Raw genomic sequence first — 13,861 nt, forward strand, 5'->3', positions numbered from 1 at the left:
AAATGAAAAAATTCTTAGGCTCCATTCTTTCTTCATGTTTGGGTACTTTATTAGCATTGATTGTATTAATATTGGTTTTTGCTGGTATTGGCTCAACGTTTATGGCAACTTCTAAAGCCTCAAAACATGTTCAGGCAAATTCCATTCTTAGGCTAGTAATTCCAGATGAATTACCAGAACAGTCCAATAATAGACCCTTGCAAAATTTTAATCTGGATAATTCAATCAGCATTGGTTTGCACGACTTAACCAGAGCAATTAAAAATGCCACAACTGATGGCAATATTAAAGGCATCTATCTTCAAGGAAGTGGATTCAATCATCCATATGCAAGCTTAAAAGTGATCCGTGATGCATTATTGGAATTTAAAAACTCCGGTAAATTCATTGTGACGTATGCTCAATTTATAGATCACAAAAGTTATTATCTGCAATCTGTAGCTCAATCAATTTATGCACATCCATATACATTTATTGATTTAAAAGGATTCCAAGCATCGGTACCCCATTTTAAGGAATTGTTTGATAAACTAGGAATTGATTTTAATATTTATTATGCCGGTGAATTTAAAAGTGCAACAGAACCATTTCGATTTAATAAAATGTCTGCACAAAACAGACTGCAACTTAGGGAGTTCCTTCAGAGTGAATATCAAGAGTATTTAAAAGAAATAGCTAATTCCCGAACTATAGATAAAAATGAATTGCAAAATTTATTTGATTTATATAAATGTTATTCACCTAAACTAGCGCTTTCAAATAAACTCATTGATTCTATTGCTTATGAGTCAGATGTTTATGCCAATATGAGAAGTAAAATCGGACTTCAAGAATCTGACAAGATGAATTTTATATCTATAGAAGATTATTTTGAAACATCTAAATCAAAGAATGAAGATTATTCCAGTTCAAATCGAATTGCTGTAGTGTATGCAGAAGGTGACATTACTGATGCCAGTGGAGAAGAAGGCCAAATTGGTAGAAAATATATCAAAATATTCAGAGATATCCGGACTACAAAAGCATTAAAGCTATGGTATTGCGAGTAAATTCACCTGGGGCAGTGCCATGCTTAGTGATGAAATTCTTAAAGAAATAGATTTAATACGGGCTGCTGGAAAACCTGTAGTTGTGAGTATGGGTAACTATGCAGCTTCCGGAGGCTATTATATTGCTTGCCATGCTGACAGTATTTTTGCAAATCCATATACCTTAACTGGATCCATTGGGGTTTTTGCACTCATTCCTAATTTCACAAAAATTAGTGGGGATAAAATGGGCATTGACATTGATACTGTGGGCACTGGCTCAATGGCCTGCAAGTTTAATGTAATGTTACCATGGGGAACTGATGAGGCCAGAATTTTGCAAGAAAACATTAGTGAAACGTACAATCGCTTTATTTCTGTAATTTCCGAAGGCCGTAAATTAGAAATAGAGAAAGTTCAGGAAATTGCAAAAGGAAGGATTTGGAGCGGTACAAAAGCAATTGAAATCGGACTTGTTGATGCTTTAGGGGAATTAAAAGATGCAATACTTTGTGCTTCAAGAATGGCCTCTATCGACAAATATAGAATTTCAGAATTCCCAACGCAAAAAGATCCGATGCAGAAATGGATCGATGCAATCCAAGGAAAAAAAGAGGATCAAAGTGAAGTATTGACAAAATCCATATTAAAGTCAGAAATGTCCGAATTATATCCGTACTATACTGAATTTAAATATTGGAAATCACAGAAAGGCTACCACATGAAACTTCCCTTTGTTTTTAGTAATTAAAGGATTTTAATTGATTTGATCCAAAAGCATTGATTAAACTTTAATTCTAGTATATATATATTCTAAATAAAACTGAATATTTCGAGACGTTTGATTTTATGTTAGGAATTGCATAAAATAAAAACAGCCCTCACAACTGTTTGCAAGGGCTGTTTGTATTTTAATTTAAAATTAAACCTGAATTACTCGATAATCACCATACGCTTCGTTGCAGTATGATTTCCTGAATCCAATTGGTAGTAGTACATACCGGCTCCATTTAAGTCAGCACGTTCAACTTTTATTGTATTCAAGCCTTTCTGAGCATTTAATTGTTTGATGTAAATAACTTTACCAGTAACATCATAAATGCTCAAATTTGCAGTTGCATCTTCAGCCATTCTGAAACTTATTTCTGTTATTTTGTCAAATGGGTTTGGAGCATTTTGATATAACTCAAACATACTTGACTCAACAATAGATTTGCCAGAACGCACACTTAATTTAACAGACTTCGTGTCAAGTTTGTTATTGTAAGCTTCTGCAGCTGTAATATCACTTGTAATTGCAAACAACTTACTGTTATCTGAATTGGCAAGCACATTAAATTTCAAGCTGAATAAAATTTGACTTTCATCTAAAGTCATTGCTTGTTTTGCATCCCAACTCATGGTCAACAAACCATTTTCAGATTTAACAGTTCCAAAATTAGATGCATCAACAGCTACTGCATTTGACTCAAATCCATCAAATGATAAAACAGCAGGATCAAAATTCAAGGTAAACTGAAATCCGTTTACGTTATTAAAATCCATTGCTTTAATATCCATGGTATAGCTTTCACCAGCAACAAGTTGTTTTTCATCAACAAACAGATTTAAGCTAGATCCACTTCTGGTACTTGCATTTCCATTTGCATTGCTTGCATTTGCAGTATTGTTAACATCTCCCATTTTAACTGCTATGAAATCAACTTTACTTGATTGACTCAAAGTAACAAAGGTCTTTTCAGATGAATAGTCCCATGGTTGTTTTGGTGTCACGAACACATAATCAGATGGAATAATTGCCCAAGATGGCACCTTAGTAAACTCTGCATTAATACCTAATATCAGTTTTCTGATTTCAGAAATATCTGATGCAGTAATAGAATTGGATTTGTTTACATCCGCTGCTATCAATTTGTAAGGAGAAGCCAATTCTTCAATTCCAAGAATGTGTCTTTGAATTTTAACAATGTCTGCAGTAGAAACTCCATTTGCAGCTTCATCATTTCTCTTAGATTTCAATTGATACTCTGTATTCAATGATAAATCTCCAAATAAATATGAACCTGAATTATTGGTAGTTGTTTCTCTTGTCAATAAATTTTTATTGTACAATTCTACTCCTGCCTTTGCAGTGAGGTCTCCGTTTTCAGTACGAATCAAACCGTTCACATTTCCAGTATTTGCAGTTGGAGGATTAGGACAAATATTTTGATTGTCCTGTACAATAACTGTTGTAACACAATAGTCTTTATTTCCTTCTTCGTCTTCAACCCAAACTTGAACTGAAATACTCAATTCATCTGATTTTTGTTGTCTAACGAAATCATCACAACATACACGAATACTTCTTTTAGCTGTATCACCATCAAAATAGAATTTCAATTTATTTCTTGGAGTACAGTTATCAGAACTATTAAAATCAAGATCCTTTGCCCAGATATCAATACAACCTGTAGTTGGCATTGGAACTGTAATAATTCCTGTCAAGCAATATGGTGTTGGTGCTTTGCAGTCTTTAACTTCAAACAAAGTACAGCACTGACCAATATTTCCACAACCATCTTCAACGTACCAGCAAATTCTGTGAACACCAATAGGATATACACCGCTTGCATCAAATGGATTATTTGGATTGTCAGCAAACTGATTGTTGTGCAGTGTCGGTTTAATTCCTTGATTGTACTCTTTCAAAGTTAATTTACCAACATTGTAATCAAATGTTCCGTTATTGAAAGCATCTAATTTATACTCAACCAATAACCAATCGTTTGGTGTACATGAATCGGTAGCTGTAACTGTTAAATTTATATGACCAACACATGATTGCAAGCTAGTGCTATAAACAGCTGGTTCACAATTTCCAACGTTACAAGTAACTATAGGTTTTACCTGATCTCTAACTTTAATGATCTGAGTAAACTCCCAACGTCCTTTTTCAGGATCAATATTTGGATCATACTGACACCAGTCAATTACAATCCATTTACGCAATATTTTATAACATGCGTCTGGTTCGATAGTAAAGATCTCATCAAAAGGTTCAATAGCAATCAAATTGCAATGATTTCTTGCACCATTTACAATTTCAGGTCTACCCAATTTTGGATTGTCAGGGCTGATATCGGCACCACAACCATCAATGGTTGTTCCTAAACCTTGGCAATCAGGCCAGATAATATCGTCATTTGGGTCACAGTTATTTCCTCTATTTACATAAAATGGATCACAGTTTACAACCCAAATTGTTTGAGTAGCTGTAATTATAACTCCATTTGGACCTTTAGCCGTTACATCTCTTAAAATTCTACCTTGTCCACAAACCCTTAAATCCCTAACGTTAATTAAAGGGGTAACATTACAAGAAGACAAGACATATCCATCAAATCCCCAAACAATATCATACTTGTTATCAGGATGAGCAGGATTAAATAAAGTTGTATATGCATCACAAGCTTTATCAGCAGCAGTTTGTAAACTTGCTGGTCTGCCAGCTATACCACCAGGATATCCTGTGATTAAATTCTTTTGGCAAAAATATGGGCATACAATATCTGAAGTTTTCACTTTTGATCTCCATGCTAAATCATTAACAACTTTACCAAAAGTTGCATCATTTGGATTGCCTAATGTATTGACATCAAACCAGAAATTACAACTGATTACGATATCAGGTGGAGCTACAACAGTCGGGATACTTTTATCCTGTACTTCTACTTCAACCATACAATCGCTAAAATGACCGAATAAATAGCCACCTTGATTCATTGCATTTGGATGAACTGGGCCTGCTCCAGTGCTTACATCATAAACTCTGAATACAACCATGATGGATTTACCAACATCTGCACAACAGAATTTTACATAATCATCAAAGTAAACCTGATTTCCGAGTTCACGTAGATCATCATCTCCGTTTACGCCATTACAGGTTGCAGTATTATCTTTAGTACTTCCATTATTCGTTCCTAACAGTTCATCCATACGGATTACTTTAAAGGACAAATGAGCAGAACAGTTATCAAAAGAACCATCATCAAAAGTTTCTGCAAAAACTTTCGCTGTGTTGTCACCAGGGCTTTGAGTACCAGAAATGGTGACTACAGTTTTTTGATCACAAACTGCATTTGGAGGAGTATTATCTTGAACGTCAAGGACTATACGTCTCTCGGTAACATTACCGCAACAGTCCTCTGCAACAATATAAGCGTTTTGGATACCAAGAGGAAGATTTACCACGACATAACCTGATTTGTCATTGCCTAATACTGTGCCATCCTCTACACGAATTGTGTAGTGAATTTCATTAGAGCAATTGTCAGCTAACCATGCTGGTGCGACGTCCCAACGACCTTCGCATCTCCATGGATCTGTGCTAACCACCAGACTATCCGGGTATAATATTTTAGGTGGAACATTGTCCATTACTTTAATAATTTGATTGGTGTCTTTAACCTCTCCTGTACACCAATTCAACAATGTCCATACACGTAATACTTTATAACATCCAACCGGTCCTGCATCGCAACCAGGTTTGGAAATATCAATACGAATGTCTCTGAAAGTTACCGCAATATTTGAGCAACCTGCATTACCAGGTTCTCCTGTACCTTCCCACATAACAAATTCGTTGTCTCCCCAACATCCTGGTTTAGCAGGATAATAGATCGCATGTGGATTTGGATGGCCTATGTATTGACCGTAATCCAAACAGTTCCAACCAAGTTTTTTAGGAACTCTTAAACTAGTTGAAAGCCAATATGCAGAATCCAACAAATATCCATCAACACAGGTTGGTGCATCTAATAAATGCGGTGTGATATCCTTGTTTTTATCAATTTTCTCGTCACATTTTAAAGCATAGGTGTGTCCTGGCAATACCAATCCATCGTAATTTAATGGATAATATAAATTGTTAAGATTTCCTAAGCTAACCGTGATAAACTGAACACAAGTAGATTTATTACCAGTTTCATCAACTGCAGTAAACGTTCTTGTTATTACTTTATCATAACCTAAATTGCAAGAGCCTTTAGTCACTACATCCTTATATGTCAATGTGTAAATTCCACAACCTTCATATACTGTTGGCTCACCTGTTGAACGAGGTGAAATATCCTCAAAACACTCAATAGTCACATTGTCCGGACAGGTAAGTGTTGGTGGCAACTTGTCTTCAATATATGCTTTTCCCCAACAAGAATTTCCTGTGAAAGGATCGGTAACAGTGATTTTTAACGTAGTACCAATCTGATCAACACCAATCTGAGTTCCAGGAGTATTTGGATCAACATCGATCACTTTATTTGTATTCCAATCTCTTGCAACAACAACATAATCACAAGGACAAATTGGTGTTTTTTCACCTTCCAAAATCATTTCCGGAGAAATTGTCGCTTGACAATCAACACCTAAACTAATTTGCACATTGTCATTACATGCCAATGCACCATTGTTTACATCATAATTTACATTTGTAGCAAATTCGCCAATAGCAAATTCTACTGTAGATGTAATTGTGATCGTGGTCAATAAGCAAGAAGAACTTGTTGTGTAAAAACCAACATAATGAGCACCTCCGAAACCATCAACTGATATATTTCCAGAAGTTGTTCCATCATTTGCTGATGCCGAAACATCAAAAAATCCAAATGGATCCGGTTCCACATAAAAATAAACACCACGTGAACAAGCAGGGAGTGTAATAACTGTGGTAGTCACACCATTGTTATAATACACATCGCCTGTATACCCATGGCTCCATGTTGCCCAACCATTTCCAATCCTGCGGTGATTCATAGATGCACCAAAGTTGATTTGAGCTGGACATGAATTAGATACGCTAATAAAACTTTCATTAGCAAATAACGGTCTGTTATCAACAGGTACCGGTATCATAGTTAATCCACCTAATGTAGGTGGTGGGGCTCCAGTGCCCGGACTGCCGTCAAACACGATCCCTGCTTTAACAGCGAGTGAAAGTGTAATAGCGATAAAAAGTAACGACACCTTTTTATGCCACATTAATAGTAAACTTAGTCTATTCATACAATAGAAATTTGGATTTATTTGTAAATCAATAATTGCTTCGCCGATTTTCAGAAACGCATATAAGCACGCGATCCAAAAATGGAGTGATGAGTAGACTGGTATTAAATGTTTCTCATTGATCAGAAATCAGAAAATTCTGATCTTTTTATACTTGATCGTGTGTTAAGCTATCAAGCATTTTTGTTTGAGTGACAGCACAATGATGCATGATTTGCATAGAGCCTGCAAGAAAATAAATACATTTTTTTTTATGGAATATTTAATACCTATGAAGATTGATCTGTAATATATGCAGACCCCTTGGTAATTGCCTTCCAGAAAGAAAGCGGTATTAAACTTATTTATAAAGCATTTACCTACCTGTTTCTGGTAGAAAATGCCTTAAAGAAGAATTCAGATAATTAAATACCAAATTCATGCCAAAAAAAAAGGCGGTCATTAGACCGCCTTTCTATATTCAATTAAATTTTCAAATTTATTCTATAACTACCATCCTTTTAGTTGCTGTATGGTCAGCGGCATCTAACTGATAGTATAATACTCCAGTAGCGTTCAATTCTGATTTCTGTACTTTAACAGTATTCATTCCTTTTACGCCATTGAGTTCAAATACTCTCAATACCTTGCCGGTTACGTCATAGATACTCAATTTAGCAGCACCTGCTTGTGGAAGTCTGTAAGAGATTACAGTTTCTTTAGCAAATGGGTTCGGACTGTTTTGATACAATTCGAATACGCCACTTTCTACCACACCTTTTTCTGTACGTACGCCTAAGCTGATGTCTTTTGTGCTCAATTGAGCATCATAAGCTTCTGCAGTCGTTACGTCACTTGTAATTGCTAACAAGCTTCCAATGTTTGACTGGCTACTTGCGCGGAATACAACTGTGAATAAGGTTGCATTTGCATCAACACTTTGAGCTACTTTGCTATCCCAGCTAGTAGTCAAAATACCGTTGCTTACTTGAGTTGTTCCAAAGTTTGACTCATCAACATTCAATGCACCTGCTTCGATTCCTTCGAATGCTAATGCTTGACGATCGAATTTCAATGTAAACTGGTATCCAGCGATATTTGTAAAGTCGCTTGATTTGAAAGCTACTTTATAAAGCTCACCAGCAACCGTTACGTTGTTGTCAACTTCTAAATGTAATTTACCATTATTTCTGCTGCTGCTTCCTGCAACGTTGTGACCTCTGGCGTCAGTTGTTACATCACCCATTTTAACGGCTACAAAGTCTTCAAGGAAGTTTTCTACTCCGGTGATAGTTAATCTTGAATCCCTTGGTGCAATGAATGGATTTGAACCAAATACATAAGATTTAGGTACAAAAGTCCATGATTTCACTTTAGAGAAGTTGCTTGTAACTCCAAGGATTAACCTTCTGATTTCAGATACGTCTGAAGCAGTAATTGCTGCACTGTTATTAACGTCCGCTGCAATCATTTTGTAACCACTGTTTAAAGTCTCAATTCCAAGAATATGTCTTTGAATCTTAACAATATCCTTAGTGGATACTCCATTCAATGGATTATCATTTCTGTCAGGTGTAATACTGTATGTATTTGGTTTTAAATCCCCAAATAAATATTTACCATCTTGACCAGTAATGATTTGACGCATCATCGTATTCGGATCATAAATTCCTAATGCTACCAACTCAGTTCCTTGATTATCTTCTGTTTTAAATTCACCAGAAATTCTTCCTTTTGCACTTCCTGTATTAGGACAAATATCCTGATTGTCTTGTACTATGATTACTGTTTTGCAGTAGTCAGTATTTCCTTCTTCGTCTTCTACCCACATTTGAACATCTACCAACAACTCATCATTTGCTCCTGCTGCTACGAAATCGTCACAGCATATTGTAATGCTTGTTGCATTTGGATCTCCATTGAAATAGAATAATAAGTCATCTTGATCTGTACAATTGTCAAAGCTTCCTCTGTCTAAATCTTTTGCCCAGATTGTAACACACTTGCTCGCTGGCATTGGTACTGTAATTACTCCAGTCAAACAATATGGTGTTGGTGCTTTGCAATCTTTGATTTCAAATAATTGGCATAAGGTTCCAATGTTTCCGCAACCGTCTTCTACAAACCAGCAGATCTTATGGATACCAACTGGATAGTTACCACTTGCATCGAATGGATTGTTTTCATCGTCAGCAGCTGGGTTATGGTGGAACAATGGCGTACGACCAGCAGCAAACTCTTTACGAGTTAATGGACCTACTTTATAGTCATAGCCTGAATGAACTCCAATACCATCATTGAATAAATCAATTTTATAGTCATAGAATAACCAATCCAATGGGCTACAGTTATCTGTTGCATCTGCTGTTAAGCTGATGTGACCATAACAAATGTTGTCTGTTGCATTTTTAACTGCTGGTTCGCAGTCTCCAACGCTGATACTTACAACTGGTTTATCAGTGTCATGTACTTTTATAATCTGTAAATATTCCCAACGACCATTTTCTGGATCGATGCTTGGATCGTATTGACACCAGTCAATTACTGTCCAATGACGTAATACTTTGAAGCAAGCATCTGGTTCGATTGTGAATATTTCATCCACATACTCGATACTGATTAATGCACAAAGATCATCTGCTCCGTTTTCTACAACAGGTCTTCCTAATAATGGATTGTCTGGGCTGATATCAGCTCCACAACCATCAATTGTAGTTGCTTGACCTGTACAGTTTCCTGGCCAGGTAATGTCATCATCAGGATCGCAATTGTCTGCTCCATTGATATAGAATGGATCGCAATCAACAACCCAGATAATCTGAGTTCCTGTTACGCTAATACCATTTGGTCCACGAGCTACGATCGTACGGGTAATTTGACCCTGACCGCACTCTCTGTTATCATTTACACTGATGGTTGGAGTATTGCCGCATGCGCTTAATACGTATCCGTCAAATCCCCAAACCAATTCATATTTTCTGTCATAATGAGCTGTATCAAACAAGCTTCTATAGTAATCACAAGCTCTGTTCCAAGCTGGTGGGTTTGATGGTGATGCACCAGGTACATATCCTAAATAACCAGTATAATCATTACGTACGCAGTATTTGTAACATACTAAGTCATTGGTAACTACTTTATGTCTATCTGAAAGATCTGTAACTACTCTACCAAAAGTAGGATCGTTTGGATCGTCAATTTTATCAACGTCAAACCAGAACCAGCAGCTTACTACGATATTTGGTGGTGGAACTACTGTAGGTACACTTTTATCTTGTACTTCTACTTCAACCATACAATCGCTGAAACGGTTGAATAAAACACCTCCTTGATTCATACGGTTTGGTGGAATTGGACCTGCGCCTGGTTCACGATCAAACACACGGAATACAACCATAACTGTATTTCCAACATCTGTACAACAGAATTTAACATGGTCATCAAAATAAATTTGATTGCCATCTAACAATGAATTATCGTCGCCATTAATTCCGGCACAATTTGTTCCATTATCAGCTTGATTTGCATTGCTACCGTTGTTTGTACCTCTTAATTGATCCATACGGATCACTTTAAAAAAGATATGAGGCTGGCAATTATCAAAACTTCCCTGATCAAATGACTCTGCGAAAACTTTTGCAAAATTTTCACCAGGTGACTGATTTCCATTGATACTTACAATTGTTTTTTGTTCACAAACTGCAATTGGTGGAACGTTATCAAATACGTTTAATGCAATTCTTTTCTTAGTTTGGTTTCCGCAGCAATCAGTAGCAACGATATAACCATATTGGATGCCTACAGGCATATTTATTACTACATAACCATTGGTTTCATCACCTAAAACGGTACCATCATCTACTCTTACAGAATAATGAATTTCATTGCTACAATTATCTCTTAACCAAGCTGGTGGAACTTCCCAACGGCCAGTACAAGTCCATACTTCCATGTTTACATTCACTGTATCTGGATATAGAATTTCTGGTCCAAAGCCATCGCCAACTTTAATAATTTGATTGTGACCTCCAATTAAGCCTGTACACCAATCTGCAACAGTCCATTGACGGATGATTTTATAACATCCAATAGGACCTGCATCGCAACCCGGTGTTCTAAGATCAATTGTAATATCATTATAGGTTACACCTAAATTTCTACAAGCTGCATTTCCAGGATAGCCTGTTCCTTCCCACATAACTACCTCATCTGGACCCCAACATACTGGATTGTTTGCTCTCCAGCTTGGGTGTGCAGGATAATACACTGGGAATGGACTTGGATGTCCAGTAAATGGACCTGCATCCAAACAATTCCAACCCAAAATTCTTGGTAAACGCTCTCCAGCTAAGTCACCATTAGGACTTGGCAAGAAACCACCAGTTGCAAACCAATGTGCGGAGTCTAACAAGTAGCCATCAACACAATATGGGTATGCTAAGTAATGAGGAGTAACATCTTTATCGTAAATTTTCTCATTACAATTCAACATAGGAGCATCGACATTATCTCTACTTGCTGGAACAGCTACATCCGCAAGTGTACCTAAGGCGACTTGAATTCTTTGATTGCATCTGGATCTGTTGCCATAAGGATCTGTGGCAGTCCAAACACGAATAATAATACGATCGTATCCAAGCGCACAACTTCCTTGAGTATCATCATCGTAATAAGTCAAAGAATAACTGCTGCAATTTTCTCTTACAACAGGAGTTCCTGTATAAAATGGAGTTATTCCTGAATGACAAGGAACGCAGGTGTCTCTACAAATCAGAGTAGGTGGTAATTTATCTTCAACCGTAGCGTGTCCCCAACAACTGTTTCCAGTTCTTGGATCTCTAACAGTTAATTTCAATTCCCTGCCAATGTCTTGAGATGAAACCTGGACTCCAGGAACATTTGGCTGACGATCTACTATGGCATTCGTAATCCAATCTCTTGCTTCTACAGTATAATCTGTAAAACAACGATAAGGTCCTCCTGATAATACTTCATCAGCGCCAATTGTTGCTGAACAATTTTGATCTAGACTTATTTGAATTTCATCATGACAAGCAAGGAAATTTACAGTGTTTGCGTAAGGAATCACGCATACATCAAACTGGCAGGTGGTTTTGTTTCCAGCTGCATCAGTCGCCTCATAACAAAGAGTTTTACAACCAATTGGAAAGTAAGAACCCGGGCCGTAGGGTTGACCACAAGTTTGTACTAAAGGAATTAAATCAGAACCTAAGGAGTAATCTACATTCCCATTAAACATTCTGGCATTAAAAGTACCAGCAACTATAAAATAACCAACACCATATTGTACCCGACCATTTGTTACATCGATTTTTAAGTTAGCATCACCTTGCAATGTTGTTGTACTGCAAGGGGCAATCGCATTGACATAATACTGAGAAACACTAACAGGCCCCCCATAAATTGCCATCCCTCTAGTTTCTCCTGGAGGAATATTAATTGTAGTTGTCAAATTAAATTGCGTCAATAATCTTGGATTAGGAGGTGGAAACACATTTTGGCCTGCTTTCATCATATCATTGGCAACTTGAACCCAAGCCGCAGGATTATTTGCAACTGGCAAATAATTAGTATTTGCGATCGTTGTATAAACTCTATAGATATCACCAAAACCTGTATAAGGCATAAAACTAAGCCCTCTAACTCGCATTACTTGAGTACTGGTATTTTGAATACTAAACATCAATCCAATATTAAAGCCAGTAGCAGTCAGAAAGTTATTTGCACCAAGATTACATCCAGGTGAAGTTGTTAGTGGTCCTGCAAATGGACAATTATCCATTGCCATAAAAGGAGGTGCATCCCATGCGGCTTCGCATTCTCCTGGTCCCAGGTTAATGTTTACGGCTTTCGGACAACCCATAATTGTTGGGGGTTCTGCATCCAAAACTGTTACAAATTGACGAGCCGTATCGATGGCGCATCCATTTAAACTCAACCAGAATATCCGATATGCTCCGGCACCTGGAAATGTTACGGTACCATTGCAACGGGTATAAGCACATTTATCAAATTGATTTGTAAGATTTGCTAAAGAATAAAAAATACCGTTGTTTGTTCTTGCACAACTCGTAATTACTGGAGCTAAACAGGCAATTCCTCCCAGCGGAGTGCAGGTTCCTGGAGCCATTGGAACAATGGTCGTTCCAACTGGACCAACAATGTCTGCAATGTTTTCAAAATTCATGGACCATGCCAACATCACACCCATATCAGCACCCACATCATCAAAAATCACCAATTGCCAGGTACCATTTGCAGCAGTAAATGCATTTAAAGATTGGACCGTTGGAGTAATTGTAACACCACAAGCAGAAGCGGTTAAAGTACCTTCAGGTTTAAAGATTCCTGTATAAGGTGGTGCTCCTGCTGTTATATTTACACATGAAGTATCACAAAAAATGGTGTTGGTAAAATTATCATTACCAGCTCCATTATCTGTAGATAGTTCAATAATTTGTCCTGTTGGACTTCTTAAGTACATATCTATATCGGAATCAAAGGTGTGTGTAAAGTTCACCTGTATGCTTGATAAGCGCACGCAAGTGCCTGATAATCCAGATACGACATTATTAAAAAGAGTTCCTCCAGTTGTTTGAGGTGCAACGGTGCAGCCTCCTGTCCCAGTTGAAGGAATCGCACTATTACCAGCAGTATTTATGATACTTCCGGTAAAAGTCTGAGCAGATAAATAAAGAGAAGAAGATAAAACAAGCAACAGGGTGCTTATATTAATCTTAAAATTCTTCGCTAAAAAATTATTCATGAGATTGAATTAAGAGTCTTAT

4 protein-coding genes are annotated in these 13,861 nt (G+C 37.0%); 2 read left to right on the forward strand and 2 right to left on the reverse strand.

The window, feature by feature from the left end; translation table 11 throughout:
- Positions 1–2: 2 nt before the first annotated feature.
- Together IPK91_02995 and IPK91_03000 are read left to right on the forward strand one after the other, a co-directional pair.
- Positions 3–1,049: a S49 family peptidase gene (locus IPK91_02995; GenBank protein MBK8296256.1), complete on the forward strand. Its 1,047-nt coding sequence runs from the start codon at positions 3–5 to the stop codon at positions 1,047–1,049.
- Between the two features lie 19 nt (positions 1,050–1,068).
- Positions 1,069–1,779, forward strand: a complete 711-nt coding sequence (locus IPK91_03000) for a S49 family peptidase (GenBank protein MBK8296257.1) — start codon at positions 1,069–1,071, stop codon at positions 1,777–1,779.
- A 182-nt stretch (positions 1,780–1,961) separates the two neighbouring features.
- Here IPK91_03000 and IPK91_03005 read toward each other — a convergent pair whose 3' ends face one another.
- Both IPK91_03005 and IPK91_03010 read right to left on the reverse strand, forming a co-directional pair.
- Positions 1,962–7,073 (reverse strand): T9SS type A sorting domain-containing protein, encoded by a 5,112-nt coding sequence (locus IPK91_03005; GenBank protein ID MBK8296258.1) that lies wholly within the window; start codon positions 7,071–7,073, stop codon positions 1,962–1,964.
- Between the two features lie 478 nt (positions 7,074–7,551).
- Positions 7,552–13,839 (reverse strand): HYR domain-containing protein, encoded by a 6,288-nt coding sequence (locus IPK91_03010; GenBank protein MBK8296259.1) that lies wholly within the window; start codon positions 13,837–13,839, stop codon positions 7,552–7,554.
- Positions 13,840–13,861 lie beyond the last annotated feature (22 nt).

The organism is Saprospiraceae bacterium (assembly GCA_016712145.1).
Classification (GTDB): domain Bacteria; phylum Bacteroidota; class Bacteroidia; order Chitinophagales; family Saprospiraceae; genus Vicinibacter.

Coding starts and splice junctions, on each gene's coding strand:
- IPK91_02995 (MBK8296256.1), top strand. CDS start 3: ATGAAAAAATTCTTAGGCTCCATTCTTTCTTCATGTTTGGGTACTTTA.
- IPK91_03000 (MBK8296257.1), top strand. CDS start 1,069: ATGCTTAGTGATGAAATTCTTAAAGAAATAGATTTAATACGGGCTGCT.
- IPK91_03005 (MBK8296258.1), bottom strand. CDS start 7,073: ATGAATAGACTAAGTTTACTATTAATGTGGCATAAAAAGGTGTCGTTA.
- IPK91_03010 (MBK8296259.1), bottom strand. CDS start 13,839: ATGAATAATTTTTTAGCGAAGAATTTTAAGATTAATATAAGCACCCTG.